The 22407-nt window shown below is 73.2% G+C and carries 3 protein-coding genes; all 3 read left to right on the forward strand.

The window, feature by feature from the left end; genetic code table 11:
* Genes ACZ4Z1_RS08445 through ACZ4Z1_RS08455 form a run of 3 tightly spaced genes read left to right on the forward strand, consistent with a single transcriptional unit; the run spans position 1 to position 22393 of the window.
* Positions 1 to 291, forward strand: a complete 291-nt coding sequence (locus ACZ4Z1_RS08445) for an acyl carrier protein (protein WP_468485799.1) — start codon at positions 1 to 3, stop codon at positions 289 to 291.
* Positions 279 to 2273 (forward strand): asparagine synthase (glutamine-hydrolyzing), encoded by a 1995-nt coding sequence (gene asnB, locus ACZ4Z1_RS08450; protein ID WP_468485800.1) that lies wholly within the window; start codon positions 279 to 281, stop codon positions 2271 to 2273. The genes ACZ4Z1_RS08445 and asnB overlap by 13 nt, the downstream gene beginning before the upstream one ends.
* Positions 2270 to 22393, forward strand: coding sequence for an SDR family NAD(P)-dependent oxidoreductase (locus ACZ4Z1_RS08455; protein WP_468485801.1), 20124 nt, complete (start codon positions 2270 to 2272; stop codon positions 22391 to 22393). Before asnB ends, ACZ4Z1_RS08455 begins: the two co-directional genes overlap by 4 nt.
* Positions 22394 to 22407 lie beyond the last annotated feature (14 nt).

A 22407-nucleotide genomic window follows, 5' to 3' on the forward strand; every position in this document is an offset into this window, starting at 1 on the left:
ATGGACAGAACACAGAAGATCCAGCAGTTCATCGAAGAGCGCTTCCTCGTCGAGTTCGGCGGTGAGGTGACGGCCGAGACGGACCTCTTCAAAGCGGGCGTCATCGACTCGTTCGGCTACATCCAGCTCATGTCCTTCATCGAGGACGAGTTCGCGCTGCGGATCTCCGACGACGACCTCCTCGCCGACGTCTTCGTCTCGCTCGCGGATCTCGACGCCTTCGTCGCGGGTGTGGCCGAAAAGCGCGCCCGGGCCGGCGTCGGACGGGAGGGCGTACCGTGTGCGGACTAGCCGGATTCATCGCCCCCTCCCTGCCGGCCGCCGACGCGCCCGGGGTCATCACCTCGATGCTGGCGCACATCCGGCACCGGGGCCCGGACGAGGCGGGGTACTACCTCGACGAGGGCGTCACCATGGGGGCGGTACGCCTGTCGATCGTCGGGCTCGCCACCGGCGCGCAGCCCATGGCGGACCCCACCGAGCGGTACTGGATCTGCTTCAACGGTGAGCTGTACAACCACGTCGAGCTGCGTGAGGAACTGCGCCGGCTCGGCAGACCGTTCCGCACCGACTCCGACACCGAGGTGGTGCTCCAGGCGTGGATCCAGTGGGGCGAGGCGTGTCTGCCGCGCTTCAACGGCGCCTTCGCCCTCGCGATCCGCGACGCGCTCTCCGGGGACCTCGTCCTCGCCCGCGACCGGTACGGCAAGCGCCCGCTGTTCCACACCGACCACGGTGACGCGTTCCTCTTCGCGTCGGAGATGAAGGCGTTCCGCGCGTTCCCCGGGTTCGGGTTCGCGCTCGACCCGCGCGAGCTGGCCTCGATCTACGCGCTGTGGACCCCGCTGCCCGACCGCACCCCGTTCCGGGGCATCCGCCAGCTGCCGGTCGGCGGCGTGCTGACCCTCCACGGGGACGGCCGCCGCAGCCTGCGTACGTACGAGGAGCTGCGGGTCGACGCGCCGGCCTTCACCGGCTCGGAGGCGGAGGCTGCCGCCCATGTGCGGGAGGTGCTGCGCACCAGCGTCGAGCTGCGGCTGCGCAGCGACGTGGAGGTCGGCGTCTATCTCAGCGGCGGCCTCGACTCCTCCATCGTCACCAAGCTGGCCACCGACCTCTCGCCCCACCAGGTGCGCACCTTCTCCGTGCAGTTCGAGGAGGCGTCCTTCGATGAGTCGGACAGCCAGCGGGTGGTGGCCGATCACCTCGGGACGCGGCACTCCGCGATCTCCGTCACCGGCGCGGACATCGCCGAGGGCTTCGAGTCGGCGGTGTATCACGCCGAGGTTCCGGCGTTCCGTACCGCCTTCGTGCCGATGTACCTGCTGTCGCGCCATGTGCGGGACGCCGGGATCAAGACGGTCCTCAGCGGCGAGGGGGCCGACGAGGCGTTCCTCGGGTATTCGCTCTTCCGCGAGACGCTGCTGCGCGCTTCCTGGGACGACCTGGACGAGGACGAGAAGCAGCGCAGAATCGCGGGACTCCATCCGGAGCTGAGCCATTTCGGTCCCGCGCACCGCAAACACCTCGCGGGCCTGTTCCGTCAGTTCTCCACCGAGAGCCTGCCGGGGCTGTTCTCCCACGAACTCCGGTACCAGAACGGGCGATTCGCCGTACGGCTCCTCAAGGACCGCGAGGAACCGTTCGCGGATCTCATCGCCATGGTGCGCGCGGACCCCGGATACGCGGTGCTGTCGCCGGTGCAGAAGGCGCAGTGGCTCGAATACAAGACCCTGCTGGCCGGCTACCTCCTGTCGACGCAGGGGGAGCGCATGAGCCTGGCCCACAGTGTCGAGAACCGCTGCCCGTTCCTCGATCCCGCCGTCGTCCGCGCGGCCGCTTCGGTGAACCTGCGCTTCGACGACGGATTCGAGGAGAAGGCGATCCTCAAGAAGGCGTTCCGCGGGGAACTGCCGGATTCCAGTCTGACCCGGCCCAAACAGCCCTATCGCGCACCGGGCGCCGCCGTGTTCAAGAAGCAGCGCCCCGACTATCTCGACCTGGTGCTCTCCGACGCGGAGCTGGACAGGCTCGACTGCGTCGACACCGCCTTCGCGAGAAAACTCGTCAACAAGATCATGACCACCCCCGACGAGCAGATCAGCACCAAAGAGGACCAGGCGTTCGTCTACCTGCTCTCGACCGCCGTCCTCCACCAGCAGTTCGTCCTGAACCGGGAAAGGCACATGGGCACCCCATCCGAAGCCCGACTGACGTTGCGTACGACCGTGGACCACCGCCGGGCGCGGCTGAGCGCCGGAGGAATACGATGAGCACACCGCAGCCCCCGCACCCGGACGACGTGGCGGTCATCGGCCTCGCCCTGCGCTTTCCCGGCTCCCAGAACCTCCAGGAACTGTTCGGCCACCTCGTCGAGGGCCGGTCACTGATTTCCGAGGTGCCGCCCGAACGCTGGGACAAGGAACGCTATTTCGGCGAGCCGAAGAGCGGCACCGACCGCACGAGCAGCATCTGGGGCGGCTTCATCGAGCACGCCGACCGCTTCGACGCGTCGTTCTTCAGTATCTCGCCGCGGGAAGCCGAGAGCATGGACCCGCAGCAGCGGTTCGCGCTGGAACTCGCCTGGCAGGCGATCGAGGACGCCGGTTACCGGGCGAGCACCTTCGCCGGCACGAGAACCGGTGTGTTCATGGGCGTCTGCCACGCGGACTACGCGGAACTCATGGAGCGCGAAAAGGCGCCCACCGACGTGTACTTCCCCACCGGCACCGCGTATTCCGTCATCGCCAACCGCGTCTCGTACTTCTTCGACTTCCAGGGCCCGAGCATCACCAACGACACCGCGTGCTCCAGCTCGCTGGTCTCGGTCTACGAAGCGGTCTCCGCGCTGCGCAACGGTGAGTGCGGCCTCGCCCTGGCCGGCGGTGTGAACCTGATCTGGTCACCGAAGCACTTCGCCGCCTTCAGCCAGGCGAGCATGCTGTCGCGCACCGGCCGCTCCCGCGCCTTCGACCAGGACGCCGACGGGTACGTACGGGGTGAGGGCGGCGCCGTCCTCGTACTGAAACCCCTGGCGCGGGCCCTGGCGGACGGCGACCAGGTGCACGCCGTGATCAAGGGCATCGCCACCAACCACGGCGGGCGGACCAGCTCCCTGACGGTCACCAACCCGGCCGCGCAGGCGGACCTCGTCGAGGGGCTCTACAAGAGCGCCGGCATCCGCCCCGACTCGGTGACGTACATCGAGGCGCACGGGCCCGGCACCCCGGTCGGCGACCCGATCGAGGTGATCGCGCTCAAGCGGGCGTTCCGCAACCTGCACACCGCGTACGGCACCGAGGCGCGGCCGGGGAGCTGCGGCATCGGGTCGGTCAAGACCAACATCGGGCACCTCGAAGGCGCCGCGGGCGTCGCGGGGATGGCCAAGGTGATCGGTGCCCTCGCCTGCCGGACGCTGCCCGCGACGGTCAACTTCGAGCGGCAGAACAAGCTGATCAAGCTCGACGGCAGCCCGTTCCGCATCGTGCGCGACACCCAGCCCTGGGACGCGCCGCCGCCGGGACCCGACGGCGGCCCCGCCCCGCGCCGCGCGGGCGTCAGCTCCTTCGGCTTCGGCGGCACCAACGCGCACGTCGTGCTGGAGGAGTACCTTCCCGTCTCCGGCGACGAGGAGCGTCCTCCCGCGTCCGACGACGAGCCTGCCGCGGAGCCCGGAGGACCCCACCTCGTACCGCTCTCCGCCAAGACCCCGGACCGGCTGCGTGCCGTCGCCCGCGCCCTCCGCGACCACCTGCGCGCACCGGCCGCCGAGGGCGGCCCGACCGCCGCGCTGCGTCCCGTACAGCGGCTCGCCGACATCGCGTACACCCTGCAGACCGGCCGCGAACCGATGGCCGCACGGGTCGCGTTCCTCGTGAGCGACCGCGCGGAACTGGCCGCGTCCCTCGACGCCTTCCTGGACGGCACACTCGCCGGCTCCGCCGTGCACACCGGCGCCGGTACGGCGGCCGGCGACGCGGCCGGGCTGCTGGAGAGCGCGACGCGCTGGGCCGAGGGAGGCTCCGACGAGGACTGGGCGGCGCGGTACGCCGCGCTGGACGAGGGCGCCCGTCCGCGTCGCGTACGGCTCCCCGTCTACCCGTTCGCCCGTGAACGCCACTGGTTCCGCGTCCCCACGGAGGACCCCGCGCCGGACACCCGGACGGCCGCGGACGCGGCGCTGCACCCGCTCCTCCACCGCAACACCTCCAGCCTCTTCGAGCAGCGCTACACCTCCGCCTTCACCGGCCACGAGCCCTTCCTCGCGTCCCACCAGGTACGCGGCGCACGCGTCCTGCCCGCCGCCGCGTACGTGGAGATGGTCCGCGCGGCGGTGGCGGCGGCCGTAGGACACGGCGACGGGCAGCACCGGCCCGTCCGGCTGCGCGACATCGCGTGGCTGCGCCCGCTGGCCGTGGACGGCGCCCCCGCCGAGGTGCACGTGGGGCTCTTCCCCGGGGACGACGGCGCGGACGACGGCGGTGCCGTCTCGCTCACGGTCTACACGGGCCCGTCGGCACTCGACCCGTCGGCCGTGGTCCACTGCTGGGGCACCGCCGAGGCGGACGCCCCCGAGGAGCCGCCGGCCCTCGACCTCGACGCGCTGCGCGCTGCCTGCCCCACCCCGCACGAGCCGGCGGACGCGTACGCCGCCCTGCGTGACCAGGGCCTCCAGTACGGCCCCGGGATGCGCGGCATGGCCGAACTCCGGCTGGGCGGCGCGGAACTGCTCGCCCGGATCGATCCGCCGCGGGCCGCCGGCGAGAGCGCGGAGCACGTGCTGCCGCCCAGCGTGCTGGACGCGGCTCTCCAGGCCACGCTGGTCCTGATGGCACACACCGCGTCCGGCCCGGCCGAAGGCCCGGCGATGCCCTTCACGCTGGACCAGGTGGACATCTACCGTCCCTGCGCCTCCGGCACCTGGGCCTGGGTACGGCGCAGCGGCGACAGCGGCGGGGCCGACACGTTCGACATCGACCTCTGCGACGCCGAGGGCGTCGTCGGCGCGCGCCTGCGGGGACTGGTGCAGCGCACGGCGCCGGCCGACGACGTACCGGTGCAGGCCGGGGCCCCGGCCGTCGGGGGTGGCGCGCCGCGCGTCGTCGCGGGCACCTGCCGCTGGGCGGACGCACCGCCCGCCACGGACGGGCCCGCCGGCCCCACGGTGCACGGCTTCCTCGCCGGGCGGGCCGCCGGCCACGCCGCGGCGGCCGCGAGCGCCGCCGGCTGCCCCGTGACCGCGCTGCCCGCCGTCACCGCCGACCGGGTCGCCGACGGCGTGGACGCCGTACTCGGCCTCCTCGTCGAGCGGATACGGGAAGTCCTCGGCGCCCGGCCGGACCGGGCCCACCGCTTCGTCGTCCTCGTCGACGACCGGGTGCCCCGGCACTACCACGCGCCGCTCACCGGCCTGTTCAAAACCGCGGCCCTGGAGAACCCGCTCGTCGGCGGACGCCTGGTGCGCGTCGCCGGACTCGACACCGCGACGCCCGAGCGGATCGCCCGCCTCCTCGCCGAGGAAGGCGCCGACCCGTACGACGCCGGCGAACTCCGGCACGCCGCGGACGGGACCCGCCAGGAATGGCGGCCCGTGGACGTCGTGCTCGGCGACGGGCCGTGCGTGCCGCCGCTGAAGGGAGGCGGCGTCTACTGGGTGACGGGCGGGCTCGGCGGGCTCGGGCAGCACCTGGCCCGGTACTTCGCGCGGCGCCCCGGCGTCACCGTCGTACTGAGCGGCCGGGCGGAGCCCTCGGAAGCGGGCGATGCCGCCCTCGCCGCGCTCCGCGAAGCCGGCGTCGACGCGCATTACGTGGCCGCCGACGTCACCCGCAAGGACGATGTGGAGCGCGCCGTCCGGACCATCACCGGCGAGCACGGACGGCTCGACGGCGTCGTGCACGCGGCCGGCGTCCTGCGCGACGCGTACCTGCTGCACAAGGACACCGCCGACGTCCCCCTGGTGACGGCGCCCAAGGTCCGCGGGGCACTGCACCTAGATGCCGCGACCCGCGACCTCGCGCTCGACTTCTTCGTCGTCTTCTCCTCCGTGGCGGGCGTGTACGGCAACTCCGGGCAGGCCGACTACGCGGCGGCCAACGCCTTCCTGGACGCCTTCGCGCAGCACCGGCAGGCCCTCGCCGGCGTCGGGGAGCGCTCGGGCCGTACCGCCGCCGTGAGCTGGCCCCTGTGGGCCGACGGCGGCATGACGGCCGACGCCGTGACGCGCGCGACGATGCGGGCGGAACGCGGCTGGGAGCCGCTGCCGACCGAGGACGGCCTACGGGTCCTGGGACGCGTCCTGGACGACGACGCGCCCGCCCACGTCGTCGTCGCCTTCGGGACCGACGCCACCGTCGCCCCTGAGCGCCGCCTGCCCGCCGCCGGTCCGGCACCGGTCACGTCCGGCGCGTCCGGTATGTCCGGTGGGTCCGCGGCCGTTCCTGAGCTGGGCGACGCCGAACTGCTGGAGCGTACGGCCGACCTGCTCAAGCACCACCTGGGCGAGGTGCTCCACCACGACCCGGCCGCGATGGACCCGGCGGTCAACCTCGTCGAGTACGGGATCGACTCGCTCAGCATCCTGGAGATGACCGCGCGCCTCGAAGCACTCTTCGGGCAGCTACCGAAGACCATCTTCTTCGAGTACCTCACGATCGAAGGTGTTGCCGGGTACTTCGCCGAGACGCATCGCGACAAGCTCCTGGCCGTACTGAGCGCGGCGGACGGGCCGGAGGGCCGGGAGGGTGCGGAGGGCCGGGCGGCGGCGGTGGGCCGGGATGCGGCGCAGGCGCCGCGGGCCGGGGAACCGCCCGCCCCGCGCGCACGGTTCGCGCGCACGGCCCCGGCCCGTACCGCCCCGGCCCGGAGCCACTCCGCCCGGCCCGCCGCACCCGCACGCGGGGACCGCCACGACATCGCCGTCATCGGCATCTCGGGCACCTACCCCGGTGCGGACACGCTCGACGAGCTGTGGACGCTCCTCGAAGCAGGACGTCACACCTTCGAAGAGGTCCCGCGCGACCGCTGGGACCACGACGCGATCTACAGCCCCGACCGGAGCGTCCCCGGCAAGAGCGCCATCCGCACCGGAACGTTCCTGCGCGACATCGACCTCTTCGACCCGCGCTACTTCCGCATCTCCAAACGCGACGCGGAACTGATGTCCCCGGAGGTCCGCCTCTTCCTCCAGACCGGCGTGGAGGCGCTGGAGGACGCCGGGTACTCCCGCGAGACGCTGCAACGCGAGTACGACGGCGACGTGGGCGTGCTCGTCGGCGCCATGAGCAACCACTACGGGCTGCACGGCTTCCAGAACAGCCTGCTGCGCGGCTCACCGGCCAGCGGCAGCTACACCGGGACGCTGCCCAACATGCTGTCGTACTTCTACGGGTTCACCGGCCCGTCGATCTTCCTCGACACGATGTGCTCCGGCTCGTCCACGTGCGTGCACCAGGCCGTCCAGATGCTGCGGGCCGGCGAGTGCCGGATGGCCGTCGCCGGCGGCGTCAACCTGCTGCTGCACCCGTACAACCTCGTCACCTCCTCGCACGAGCACTTCACCACCGCCACCTCCGACGTGATCCGCAGCTTCGGGCTCGGCGCGGACGGCACGATCCTCGGAGAGGGCGTCGGCGCCGTCGTCCTCAAACCGCTCACCGAGGCCGAACGCGACGGCGACCACGTGTACGGCGTCATCAAGGGCACCGCCCTGTCCAACGCGGGCGCCCGCAACGGCTTCACCGTCCCCAGCCCGCACGCCCAGGCCCGCGCCATCGAGAAGGCGGTCCAGGACGCGGGCATCGACGCCCGCACGGTCAGCTACGTCGAAGGGCACGGCTCGGGCACCTCGCTCGGCGACCCCATCGAGGTCAAGGCGCTGACCACCGCCTTCCGCAAGCACACGAAGGACTCCGGGTTCTGCGCCCTGGGCTCGGTGAAGTCCAACATGGGACACCTGCTGCACGCGGCCGGCATGATCGGCTTCGCCAAGGTGCTCCTCCAACTGACCAAACGCACCCTCGTCCCCTCGCTGCACAGCGCGGAACTCAACCCCGACATCGACTTCTCCGGCACGCCCTTCCGCGTGCAGCGGGAACTCGCGCCCTGGGAACCGGCGGTCACCAAGGACGGCGGCCGCACCGTCGTCCACCCGCGGCGCGCCGGACTGACCTCCATCGGCGCGGGCGGCATGAACTCGCACATCATCATCGAGGAGTACGTCCCGGACACCGCCGCGGGCCCGTACGCCACCACCGACGGCCGCGACGAACTCCTCGTCTTCTCCGCGATGACCGACAGCGCGCTGGAGTCGACCCTCGCCCGCTTCCGTACCTACCTGGAGCAGTCCGACCCGGCCGACCTGCCGTCGATCGCCCACACCCTGCGCGTCGGCAAGAACGAACTGCCGCGCCGTTGGGCCTGCTTCGCCAAGGACGTACAGGGCGCCCTGGAGGCCGTGGACCGCCGGCTCGCGGGCGACCACGACCAGGACGCGGCGCTGGCGACCGACGACCCGCGGGCCGCGGACGCCCGTGAACTGGCGACGGCGTGGACCGGCGGCAAGAGCGTCGACTGGGCCCGGCTCACCGGATCGCGCCGACTGCGGCGCGTCCCGCTGCCGGCCTACCCGTTCGAGCGGGTGCGGTGCTGGGTGCCGCAGGAGGACGGCGCGCCGTCCGTGCTCGCACCGCTCGCCCTGCGCGACAAGCTCCACCCGTTCCTCGGCCGCAACGAGTCCGACCTCGACGGACTGCGGTACGGCCTCGACGTGCGCCTGGACGACCTGAGCGACTACGGCTACCAGCGGGACAAGGAACCCCGCGTCGTGCCCACCTTCGCCGTCGACCTGGCGCTCGCCGCCGCCAAGGTCTCCGGCTTCGCGGCCACCCCCCTGGTACGCGCCCTGCGGCTGCCCGCGCCGGTCGCGTGGGACACCACCGAGCGGCTGGTCACGACGCTCATCGAACCCGCGGGCGAGGGCGCGGCGACCGGCGCGGTGTTCGCGCAGGACGCGTCGGGCGCCCGCACGCTCGTCGCGGCCTTCGAGGCGTACGACGCGGACGAGGTGTACGACGCGCACCAGGCGGTCCCGCCCGCACGGATCACGCACGCCGAGCTGCGCGACGGCGTCCGGGCGCTCGGCGCGGAAGAGATCCGGGCGGAGTTCGCCGAAGGCGGCCTCGTCCACCCGGCGCTGCTCTCCGGGGTCGCGGGCGCGTACTGGCTGCGTGACGGGCGGCTCGTCCTGGACGTCACCGTGCCGGGACTGCGGCGCGACACCGTACGGCGCAACGTCACCGTCGCCCCGCACGTCCTCGCGGCCGTCACCCAGGGCCTCCGGCTCGACGCGAAACACCGCGGCCTGCCGCACTGGCAGGAGGCGCGGCCGTACCGGATCGCGCAAGTGCGCGTCCTCGGCGCGGCGGGCGACGGCGAAGTGGCGCACGTCGTCCTCGTGCCGGACACCGCGGCCGCCGGTGATGGGCCGTTCCAGGGCGATGTCCACCTGCTGGACCGCGACGGCAAGACGCTCGCGGAATTCGCGGGCATCAGGTGTGAGGACGACGGCGTACGCGACGACGGGCCGCGGGTGCTAGAGCCGCGCAAGCGGCGGAGCGCCGCGTACGCGGAACCCGAGGCGCCCGGCGACGGCCTCACCGCCTTCGCCGTCGGTGAGCTGCGGTCCCTGGCGTCCGGCATCCTGAAGTACGAGCCGGCGGAACTGGACGCCCACACCGGCTTCGACGCCTTCGGCTTCGACTCGGTCTCCTTCGTCACCTTCTCCCGGCTCATCGAGGAGCGGTTCGGCGCCGAGGTGACCCCGGCGGCCTTCTTCGACGTGAACACCTTCGACGCGCTGGCACACCACCTCGTCGCGGAGTTCGGGGAGCCCGTACGGGCCGCGTACGAGCGGTCGCGGGGCGATGCGGCGGCATCCGCAGGGGCGATTACCGTCACCCCTGGGCCGACGGCTTCCGCACGGCCCACGCCGGAACCCGAACCCGCTTCACCCGCCGACCCGTCACAGCCCATCGCCGTCATCGGCGCCGCCGGCCGCTTCCCCGGCGCGCCCGACCTCGACACCTACTGGGCCAACCTCGTCGCGGGCCGAGACTCGGTCACCGCCTTCCCCCTCGACCGTTACGACGCGACGTACCGGCGTATCGCCGAGGCCGCCGACTTCCCCCGGCACGCCGGCGTCCTGGACGACGTGGACGCCTTCGACGCGGAGTTCTTCCGCGTCTACCCGCGCGAGGCGGAGCTGATGGACCCGCAGCACCGCCTCGCCCTGGAAACGGTCTGGAGCGCCCTGGAGGACAGCGCCTACACGCCCGCCGGCCTCCCCAGGAACACCGGCCTGTTCCTCGGCGTCTCGGGCACCGACTACGCGACACTGCTCACGACGTACGGGGTGGAGCCGGACGCGTTCACTTCGACGGGCAACGCGCACTCGATGCTCGCCAACCGCATCTCCTACGTCCTGGACCTGCGCGGGCCCAGCGAGCCGGTCGACACCGCCTGCTCCAGCTCGCTGGTCGCCGTCCACCGGGCCATGGAGGCCATCCGCTCGGGTGCGTGCGACGCGGCCGTGGCCGGCGGGGTCAACCTGCTGCTCAGCGTGGACACGTTCGTCAGCGCGCACCGCGCCGGGATGCTGAGCCCGGACGGCCGCTGCAAGACCTTCGCGAGCGACGCGGACGGTTACGTGCGCGGCGAAGGCGTCGGCGCCGTGGTGCTCAAGCCCCTGGCCGCGGCCGAACGCGACGGCGACGCGATCCTCGCGGTGCTGCGCGGCAGCGCGGAGAACCACGGCGGCCGGGCCAACTCGCTGACCGCCCCGAACGCCGACGCCCAGGCCGAACTGGTCACCACGGCGATGCGCGGCACCGACCCCGACACCATCGGCTACATCGAGGCACACGGCACCGGCACCGCGCTGGGCGACCCCGTCGAAGTACGGGCCCTGCGCACCGCGTTCCGCAGGATGGGCGCCACCACCCGGGCCGCCTGCGGACTCGGATCGGTCAAGACGAACATCGGGCACCTGGAGGCGGCCGCCGGGATCGCGGGCCTCCTGAAGGTCGTCCTCGCGATGCGGCACGGCGTCCTCCCGGCGACGCTGCACTGCCGCGAGATCAACCCGTACATCGAACTCGACGGCGGCCCGTTCCGCGTCGTGCGCGAGAACGAGCCGTGGCCGCGCCCGCGCGTGGCGGACGGCCGGCCCGCGCCCCGCCGCGCGGGGGTCAGCAGCTTCGGCTTCGGCGGCGCCAACTGCCATGTCGTGGTGGAGGAATACGTGCAGGACGATGCCGGTACCGAGGCCCCGGAGGCCAGCGAGACAGTGGACACCACAGCGACCACGGACGTGCTCGTGCCGCTCTCGGCACGGACGCCGGACCAGTTGACCGAGGCCGCGGGAAACCTGCTCGCGTACCTCGAAGGACCCGAGCCGGCCTCTCTGCGCTCGGTCGCCTGGACCCTTCAGGTGGGACGCCAGGCGATGGCCGAACGGGTCGGCTGGGTGGCCGGCTCGCGCGAGGAACTTGTCGGCAAGCTGCGCGCGTTCGTCGCGGGCGGTGAGCGGCCGGAGAACGAGGCGGCACGCAGCCAGGTACTGGCGCGCTGGACCGAGGGCGCGGACGTCGACTGGCGCGCGCTGTACGGGCCGTGCGTACCGAAGCGGGCCCACCTGCCTGCGTACCCGTTCGCCCGGCAGCGCTACTGGATACCCGGCACGCGCTCCGAGAGCGCGCCTGAGGGTGGCCCCGCGATCGGTACGACACTTCTGACTCCGCGGTGGACGCCACGGCCTGTGCCGTCAAAGGCCACGACCGACCGATCCGTTGACCACCGTGTCGTCGTCCTGTGCGGAGCACTCGCCTCCGCGCGCGGTGCGGTCGAGCGACGCGTACCGGGGGTGCGCTGCTTCACCGTCGAGTCGGCGAAGGAGCGCTTGGACAGCCGTTTCCGGGACGTGTCGCAGCAGGTCTTCGAGATCGTCCGCGGCCTCGTCGCCGATGAGCCCGGCGGCACCACCCTCGTCCAGGTCGTGACGCCGTCGGACGGTGACGAGGCGGTCAACCTGGCCCTCGCCGGGCTGCTCCGCACGGCATCGCTCGAACACGGCGGTACGGAGAGCCAGTTGATCGCCCTCGGCGGCGCCCGTACGGACGAGGCGGTGGCCGCCGCCGTCGTGGACAACGCCCGCGACACGGACGCGGACCTGGTCCGCTACGAGGGTGACGAGCGCTCCGTACGGACCTGGCACCCGACAGCGCCCCCCGCGGACGCGGCGGACACGCCGTGGCGCGCCGGCGGCGCATACCTGATCACCGGCGGCGCGGGCGGTATCGGCGCGGCCGTGGCCCGCCGCATCGCACGGGACGTCGACCACCCGGTGCTCGTCCTGGCCGGCAGGTCGCCGCAGGACTCCCGCATCGAAGCGCTCCTGGCCGAACTGCGCGCCGCCGGTGCCCTCGCCCGCTACGAATGCGCGGACGTCTCGCGGTGGGAGGAGGTACGCCACCTCCTCACCCGGGTCAGGGACGGCGCCGGTGAACTCTCCGGGGTCGTACACGCCGCCGGAGTCCTGCGCGACGCCTCGCTGGTGAACAAGACGGCCGAGGACTTCGAGGAAGTGCTCGCGCCGAAGACCGACGGGCTGGTCCACCTCGACCGGGCCACCCGGCACGACCCGCTCGACTTCTTCCTCACCTTCTCCTCGGGTGCCGCAATCACCGGCAACCCGGGCCAGGCGGACTACGCCACCGCCAACGCCTTCCTCGACGCCTTCGCCGTGCTCCGCAACGCGCGGGTCGCGGTGGGGGAGCGGGCGGGCCGCACCCTGTCGGTGGCCTGGCCGCTGTGGAAGGACGGCGGGATGACCGTCGACGCGGGCACCCTCGCCCACCTGTGGCGCAGTCGCGGTCTGGCGCCCATGGAGACGGCCGACGGGCTCGCGGCCCTCACCCGCGCCTGGCGGCTGGGCGCGGAGCAGGTATGGGTGTACCACGGCGACGCGGCGCGGGTACCGGCAGCTTCGGGCCGTACCGCCGCCGTACAGGCGCCGGTACGGGCCGGAGCGCCGGACCGGCCGGCCCCGGCGGACGGGCGCCCGGCGCGCGAAACCCTGCGTCTGCTGGTCGCGCTCTTCGCCCGCGTCACCAAGCTCCCCGCACAGTCCGTCGACGCCGACGGGGAACTGGGCGCGATGGGCCTCGACTCGATCCTGATCGTCCAGTTGAACAAGGAGCTGGCTGCCGTGTTCGGGGACGTGCCGACGACGCTCTTCTACGAGTTCCCGACCCTGCGCGCGATCGCCGGGCACCTGGCGGCCGAGCACCCGGACGCGGCGCGCGCCTGGACCGGCGAACCGGCGACGGCCGCCCCGGCGCCTTCCACCGGCGCGGCGGCGGACCGTACGCCGGCACCGTACGCGGCCCCCACGCCCGCCCCCGAGGACCGCGAACCCATCGCGATCATCGGCATCAGCGGCCGCTACCCGCACGCCGCCGACCCCGCGGAGTTCTGGGAGAACCTGAAGGCCGGGCGGGACTGCGTCGGGGAGATACCGGCCGACCGCTGGCCGCTGGACGGCTTCTTCGAGCCGGACCGCGAGAAGGCGGTCGCGACCGGGCGCAGCTACAGCAAGTGGGGCGGCTTCCTGGACGACTTCGCCGCGTTCGACCCGCTGCACTTCCGGATCGCGCCGCGCGACGCCTACGCCATGGACCCGCAGGAGCGGCTGTTCCTCCAGGCGGCGTGGCAGGTGTTCGAGGACGCCGGGTACTCCCGTGAGGAGATCGCGCGCCGGCACGGCAGGCGCGTCGGGGTGTTCGCCGGTGTCACCAAGACCGGTCACGGGCGGCACGGCGCGGGACGCCTCCCGTCGGGGGAGACCGTCGTCCCGGCGCTGTCCTTCGCCTCGCTCAGCGCCCGTACGTCCTACGTCCTGGACCTGTGCGGGCCGAGCCTGACCCTCGACACCATGTGCTCGGCGTCGCTCACCGCGGTCCACGAGGCGTGCGAGCACCTGTACCGGGGGGCCTGCGAGATGGCCGTCGCGGGCGGCGTGAACCTCTATCTCCACCCGCTGGACTACGTCGAACTGTGCCGCTCCACCATGCTGTCCACGGACGCCCGCTGCCGCAGCTTCGGCAGTGGCGGCGACGGCTTCGTACCGGGGGAGGGCGTCGGTTGCGTCCTGCTCAAACCGCTCTCGCGCGCCCTCGCCGACGGCGACCACATCCGCGCGGTCATCCGGGGCACGAGCATCAACCACGGCGGACGGTCCAACGGCTACACGGTGCCCAGCCCCCGGGCTCAGGCGGAGCTGCTGCGCGACGCGATGGCGCGCGCGGGCGTCCCGGCGCGCGACGTGAGTTACGTCGAGGCGCACGGCACCGGTACGGAACTCGGTGACCCGGTCGAGATCAAGGGCCTGACCAGCGCCTTCGAGCAGGACACGGCCGACCGGCAGTTCTGTGCGATCGGCTCGGTGAAGTCGGCGATCGGGCATCTGGAAGCCGCGGCGGGCATCGCCGGGCTCACCAAGGCCGTGCTCCAGCTCCAGCACCGGCAGCTCGTGCCGAGCCTGCACGCCGAGGAGCCCAACCCGAACATCGTCTTCGAGAAGACGCCGTTCTTCGTGCAGCGTGAGCTGACGCCGTGGGAGACGGCCGGGGGCCCGCGGATCGCGGCGGTCTCCTCGTTCGGCGCGGGCGGATCCAACGCGCACGTCATCCTGGAGGAGTTCGGCGAGCGGTACGGCGCCGGGCCCGCGCGGGCCACGACGGCCGGCCGCGACCAGCTCTTCGTGCTGTCGGCCCGCACCCCCGGGCACCTGCGCCGCTCCGCCGAGCGCCTGGCGGCCCACCTCGGCAGCCCCACCGGCGCGGACACCGATCCGGCCGGCCTCGCCTTCACCCTCCAGACCGGGCGCGAGGCCATGATCGAGCGCCTCGCGGTGGTCGCGGGCACGGTACGGGACCTGCGGAGCGCCCTGCTCGCGTACCTCGACGGCGAGGACAGGGCGCCGGGCGTCCACCGGGGTACCGCAGGACGCGTCCAAGGCGCCTTCGCGGAACTCGCCACCGACGACGACCTCCAGGAACTGCTGGTCCAACGCTGGGTACGGGCCGGGAAGCTGGACAAGCTGGCCGCGCTCTGGGCCGACGGGGTACCGCTCGACTGGCGCGTGCTGCACGGGCCGGACACACCCCGGCGGGTCGCGCTGCCGACGTACCCGTTCGCGCGGGACCGCTACTGGATCGCTGACCTCGACCCGGTGCGCGAGGAGCCCGCAGTGAGCCTGCCCGTCGCGGAGCGGCCGGCGGCCGTGCCCGCGCTGCCGCCCGCCGAGCCGGTGACCTCGGACCCGGTCTCCGGAGCCGCCGCGCCGCCGGCCTCCCCGGTGCCCGCCGAGCCGCTGGACGAGCGTGTCACCCGCGTGGTGCGGGAGAAACTGGCGCTGGCCCTCGCCATGGACGAGGACGAGATCGACGGCGCCCTCGCCTTCGCGGACTACGGCGTCGACTCCATCCTCGGTGTCCGCCTCGTCCACGAACTCAACGAAGCACTCGCCCTGGACCTGTCGACGAGTGTGATCTACGACCACAGCTCCGCCGACCGCCTCACCGCCCACCTGCTGACGGCCCACCGCGACGCCATCACGTTCACCGGGACGACGCCAAAACCGGCCCCAGCCCATGAAACCACCACCGAGGCGCGCCCCCGGCCCCACCGCTCCGCGCCCGCCGACCCCCGTCCCCCCATCGCCATCGTCGGCATGAGCGGACGCTTCGCCGGCTCCGACACGCTCGATGAACTCTGGGACCACCTCGTCGCCGGCGACGAACTCGTCACCGAGGCCACCCGCTGGGACCTGAGCGGCCCCGACCCCGCCGACGCGGCGCGCCGCTGCACCCGGGGCGGCTTCCTCGACCGCATCGACGCGTTCGACCCGCTGTTCTTCAACATCTCGGGCGTCGAGGCCGCCACCATGGACCCGCAGCAGCGGCTCCTGCTGGAGGAGTCGTGGAAGGCCCTGGAGGACGCCGGGTACGCGGGCCGGCAGCTGAGCGAACGCCGCTGCGGCGTCTACGTCGGCTGCTGGAACGGCGATTACGCCGAACTGATCGGCGCCGACGCCCCCGCCCAGGCGTTCTGGGGCAACACCGCCTCCTTCATCCCCAGCCGCGTGTCGTACTTCCTCAACCTCAAGGGCCCGGCCGTCGCGGTCGACACGTCGTGCTCCAGCTCGCTGGTCGCGCTCGACCTCGCGTGCAAGGACCTCTGGTCGGGCGAGACGGAGCTGGCCCTGGCGGGAGGCGTCTTCGTGCAGTCCACACCGCGTCTGTACGAGCTGGCCGGGCGCGCCAACATGCTCTCGCCGACCGGGCGCTGCCACACCTTCGACCACCGCGCGGACGGGTTCGTACCGGGTGAGGGCGTCGGCGTCCTGGTCCTCAAGCGGCTCGACGACGCGCTCGCCGACGGCGACCACGTGCACGGCGTGATCCGCGGCTGCGGCACCAACCACGACGGCGCGACCAACGGCATCACCGCCCCCAGCTCCGTCTCGCAGGAGAGCCTGCTGCGCGAGGTGTACGACGGCTTCGGCATCGACGCCGGGCACATCCAACTCGTCGAGGCGCACGGCACCGGCACCAAGCTCGGTGACCCCATCGAGTTCGGCGCGCTGACCCGCGCGTTTCGCGCGAGCACCGACAAGTCCGGGTACTGCGCGCTCGGTTCGCTCAAGACCAACCTCGGACACACCCAGTTCGCGGCGGGTGTGGCCGGCGTACTGAAGATCCTGCTCGCGCTGAAGCACCGCCAGATCCCCGCCTCGCTGCACTTCGAGAAGGCGAACGATGCGGTACCGCTCGACGGCAGCCCCTTCTACCTCAGTACCCGCACGCACGCCTGGCAGGCGCTGCCGGGCGTCCCGCGCCGCGGCGCCGTCAGCTCCTTCGGGGCCAGCGGCACCAACGCCCACGTCGTCATCGAGGAGGCACCACCGGTACCGCGGCCCCGGCCCCGCCCGCAGGCCCCTGCCCACCTGGTCGTACTGTCCGCGCACTCGCGCGAGCAACTGGCCGGGCAGCTGACGCGCCTGGCGGCGCACTGCCGCCGCGAGCCGTCACTGGACTGCGGTGACCTCGCCCACACGCTCGTCGTCGGCCGGGAGCACTTCGCACACCGCTTCGCCTGCGTCGTACGGGACCGTGACGAGCTGCTGCGGATCCTGGACGACGGGCTCGACGGGCCGCGTGCGTTCACCTTCACGGGCGGTGCAGGTGGTACCGGCACTTCCGGTGACGGCAGGGCTGCCCTGGCCGAGCGTGGCGCCGCGAGTCTGCGCGCTTGCACGGAGGGCACGTCGAGCCGTACGGACACGGCGTTCGTCACCGGCCTGAAGACCCTCGCCGAGTGCTACGTACGCGGCCTCGCGCTCGATTACGGCGCGCTGTTCGCGCCCGGCGCCTACCTGCGCGTCCCCCTGCCGACGTACCCGTTCGCCAGGGAGAGCCACTGGGCGACGGACACACCGCCCAGCCGGGCGGCAGCGCCCCGGTCCGCACCGGCGCGGACCGCGGCTCAGCCGCCCTCAGGACACCCGATGATCGGCGCGCCGTCGCCCGTGCCCGGCACACCCGGTGCGGTGCGCGCCGGTACGGTCCTGACCGGCGAGGAAGCCTTCCTCCGCGACCACCTGGTGGGCGGCCGGCGGGTCCTGCCGGGCGTCGCGCACCTGGAGATGGCCCGCGAGACGGCCCGGCACGCACTCGGCGCCGACGCCACGACGCCGCTGCGGATGCGGGACATCACCTGGGTCCAGCCGCTCGTCGCTGACGGCACGCCTGCCGAGACCGAAGTCCTCGTCACCCCGGTGGACGAGGACACCGTCTCCTTCCGCGTCACCTCCGGGACCGCCGACCCCGCGGTCTGCTCCGAAGGGCGCGTCAGCCGCTCCGGCACTCAGCGCCCGGCCCGTACCGACCTCGCGGCGCTCCGCGCGCACTGCCCGACGCCGGTGTCCGCCGAGCGCATCGGGGCGGCGCTGGTGGCGATGGGCATCACCCACGGGCCGTCGCTGCGCGCGGTCCGCGAGGCATACGTGGGCGACGGCGTCGTCCTCGCCGAGCTGCACGTACCCGCCGCCGACCGGACCGCCACGCCGTACGTCCTGCACCCGGCGCTGACGGACTCGGCCGTCCAGGCGTCGATCGCGCTGCAACTGGCCGGGGGAGAGGCGTCCCGCGAGACGGTGGTGCCGTTCGCACTGGAGCAACTCGAACTGTTCGCGCCCTGCGCGGATTCCATGTGGGCCGTCGTCCGTGTCGCCGACGACGGCGCCGCGAGCGCCCTCAGCAAGCTCGACATCGACCTCCTCGACACCGATGGAGCGGTGTGCGTCCGGATGACCGGCTACACCTCGCGCCGGGTGAAGGAGCCGGTACCGTCCCTGTTCGCCCCCGTGTGGGAACCGCTGCCGGGCACGGTGACGGACGGCGGCGAGGAGACGGCCGTCCCGTCCCGCGCCGACCGGGTCCTGGTCGTCGGCGGCACGGCCGCCCAGCGCGCCGCGGTCGCCGTCCGGCACCCGCGCGCCACGGCCTGGCCCCTGGCCCCGACCGCGCCGCTCGACGAGGTCACCTCCTTCCTCGCGGACGCCGGTCCCGTCGACCACCTCCTGTGGCTCGCGCCCGGCACCGCACCCGGAACCACCGACGCGGCCGCCTTCGTGGCCGCGCAGGAGGACGGCGTCGTCGCGGCCTTCCGCATGATCAAGGCCCTGCTCCGTACGGACCACGACGCCCGCCCGCTCGGCATCACCCTCGTCACCCGGCGCAGCCTGGCCACCCACGCGCACGAGGACATCCGCCCGGCCCACGCGGGCCTGCACGGCCTGTTCGGCTCGCTCGGCCGCGAGTACACGAACTGGACGGTCCGGCGCCTCGACCTCGACACGGACGCCGACATCCCGGAGGAGACGGACGCCTGGCTCGCCGGCCTCGCGGCGCTCCCGGCCCACTCCGGAGGCGACACCTGGGCGCGGCGCGCGGGCCAGTGGCTCGTCCGGCGCTGGGCCCCGTGCGACGCCGGACCCACGGCGGACACCCCGTACCGCGAAGGCGGCGTGTACGTCGTGATCGGCGGCGCCGGCGGTGTCGGCACCGCGTGGACCCAGCACCTGGTCGAACGGTACGGCGCGCACGTCATCTGGATCGGACGCAGCCCGCACGACGCGTCGGTGGACGCCAAGCTGCGTGCCGTCCACGGCCGCGGCGACGTGCGGTACATCACCGCCGACGCCGCCGACCCCGCGGCACTGCGCCGTGCCCACGCCGAGATCAAGGCCCGCCACCCGCACATCCACGGCGTCGCGCAGGCGGCCCTCGTCCTGCGCGACCAGAGCTTCGCCAAGATGGACGAGACCGCCCTGCGCACAAGCCTGGCCGCCAAGGTCGGCGTGAGCGCGGCCATGGCCGAGGTATTCGACGGCGAACCCCTGGACTTCGCGGTCTTCTTCTCCTCGGTCCAGTCCTTCACGACCGCCGCGGGGCAGGGCAACTACGCGGCCGGCTGCACCTTCGCCGACGCCTTCGCCCACCAGCTGTCCCGGCACTGGACCTGCCCGGTCAAGGTGATGAACTGGGGCTGGTGGGGAAGCCTGGGCAGCGCCTCGTCCGATGATCACCGGCGGCGGATGACCGGCTGGGGCTTCGCCTCGATCGAACCGCCGGAGGCCATGGCCGCGCTCGGCACCCTCCTCGGCGGCCCGCAGCCGCAGATCAGCTTCACCAAGCTGACCCGGCTCGACGCCCTGGAAGCCGTCGACCCCGCCACCCGCACCACCGTGTACGGGCGTTCCTCGGCGGCCCGCGTGACGGTCGGCGCGGCGGACGACCTGTCGGGTGACGCCGCGAACCTGCGCACGGTCGCCGACTGGCGGCGTGCCGAACGCGACCCGCTGCTCGCCCGGATGCTCCGCGGCCACCTCGAAGCCCTCGGCGCCGTCGGCCCGGACTCCCCGGCCCCCGGCGAGGTCACCCGCGACGACGCCCGCCGGACCGGCCGGCAGGCCGGCATCCTCGACCGTTACACGACCTGGCTCGCACACGCCCTGCGCGTGCTGCCCGGCTCCGTCCCGCCGCTCGACACGCTCCTCCGCGAGTGGGACGACCGCCGCGCCACCTGGTCGGCCGACCCCGACAAGAAGGCCGAACTGGAGCTGGTCGACGCCACCCTGCGGGCCCTGCCCGACATCCTGACCGGCCGGACCCGGCCCACCGACATCCTCTTTCCGCGCGGCTCCGTCGAACTGGTCGAGGGCTGCTACCGCGACAACCGGGTGGCCGACACGTACAACCGTGCGCTGGCCGGCGCCGCCGTCGGCATCGTCGCCCAGCGGCTGCGCCAGGACCCGGACGCGCGCCTGCGCATCCTGGAGATCGGCGCCGGCACCGGCGGTACGAGCGTCGGACTGTTCGCCGCGCTGCGCCCGTACCGGGACCGCATCGAGACGTACACCTACACCGACCTCTCCAAGGCGTTCCTGAACCACGCACGGGCCTCGTACGGGGCCGACGCACCGTACCTGTCCACCAGGCGCTTCGACGCCGAACAGCCGCTCGCCGGGCAGGGCATCGAGGCCGGCAGCTACGACCTGGTCATCGCCGCCAACGTGCTGCACGCCACCCGCGACACCCGCAACACCCTGCGCAACGCCAAGGCCGCCCTGCGCGACGGCGGCTGGCTCCTGCTGAACGAACTGGTGGCGTTCGACATCTTCAGCCACCTCACCTTCGGCCTGCTGGAAGGCTGGTGGCTGTTCGAGGACGCGCCGCTGCGCATCCCCGGCTCACCCGCGCTCTCGCCCGAGAGCTGGCGCGACGTACTGCACAGCGAGGGCTTCCCGGAGGTCGTCTTCGTCCTGCCGCAGGCCCGGGAGCTGGGGCAGCAGATCATCGCGGCGGAGAGCGACGGGATCGTACGGCAACGGGTCGACGGTGCCGTCCGCCGGCCGGTGGCGCCGGTGACGCCGGCGGCGGAGACGGTCCGTACGGCGGACAGGGCCGAGGCCGCACCCGAGCCGGTCCGTACGGAGCCGGAACGCCCGGAACCGGTCCGTACGGAAACCCTCCGCACGGAGCCGGAACGCCCCGCGGCACCGGCGCCCACCACTCTCACCGAAGCCGACCGCACCGAGACCCTGACCGCCTACCTCCGCGACAAGGCCGCCGAAATCCTCGGGGTGCCCGCGGAGCGGATCGATGCCGCCCAGCCCCTCAGCACGTATGGCATGGACTCGATCCTCGTCCTGCAACTGACCAACGCGCTCCGCGAGGACCTCGGCGAGGTCTCCTCCACGCTGCTGTTCGACGCCGAGTCCGTGGACCAGTTGTGCGCCCACTTCCGCACCGCCTCGGCGGGCCGGGTGGACGCGCTGGTCGCCCGGCTGCGGCCGGAAGCGGCGGCCGACGACACCGCCACCGTGCCCGTGTCCGCTCCCGCCGGGCCGCCCGCTCCCGTCCAGGAAGCGGCCCCCGCCGCGCACTCCGTCAGCGCCCTCTTCCAGGCGGCGTCGCGCAACGGCAACCTGAAGCAGGGCAGTGAGCTGCTGACCATGGCGGCCCGGCTCCGGCCGCGGTTCACCGCCGCCGGAGCCGGTCACGAACCGGAGATCCTGCGGCTGGCGGACGGCGCGGAACAGCCCGCACTGGTGTGCCTGCCGTCCCTCATCGCGCCCACGGGCCCGTACCAGTACGTGAAGTTCGCCGCCGCGCTCCGCGGGCGGCGCGAGGTGTGGACCGCCGAGCAGCCCGGCTACGGGACCGGCGATCCGCTGCCGCAGAGCCTGGACGCGGCGGCCACGGCGCAGGCCGACGCGCTGCTCCGGCGGTTCGCGGGACGGCCGTTCGCCCTCGCCGCGTACTCCTCCGGCGCCTGGCCGGCCCACGAGGTCGTACGGCGCCTGGAGGCGGCGGGCGCCCCGCCGGCCGCACTGGTGCTGCTCGACTCGCCCGGCTCGACCGGCGGGGCGGACCTGACCGGCGAGTCCCTGTGCCACCGGATGGCCGGGATCTCGCGCCTGCTCCTCGACCGGTTCCCCCAACTGCCGCTGGACGACGACCAGCTCACCGCGATGGCCTGGTACGCGGAGCTGCTGGACGGCTGGCAGCCGGCACCGGTGACCACACCGACCCTCTTCGTGGCAGCGCGCACCCCCGTGGACCAGCTCCTCGGAGACGGCCGCCGGCCCGCCTGGCAGCTGGAGCACGCCCGCGTGGAGGTGGCGGGTGACCACTTCTCGATGCTCGACGAGCACGCGGAGACGACCGCACTCGCCGTCCACCGGTGGCTCACCGAAAACCTGCGATGACACCGCACGGCACG

The organism is Streptomyces sp. NPDC030165, assembly GCF_055573595.1.

Coding starts and splice junctions, on each gene's coding strand:
- ACZ4Z1_RS08455 (WP_468485801.1), top strand. CDS start 2,270: ATGAGCACACCGCAGCCCCCGCACCCGGACGACGTGGCGGTCATCGGC.
- ACZ4Z1_RS08445 (WP_468485799.1), top strand. CDS start 1: ATGGACAGAACACAGAAGATCCAGCAGTTCATCGAAGAGCGCTTCCTC.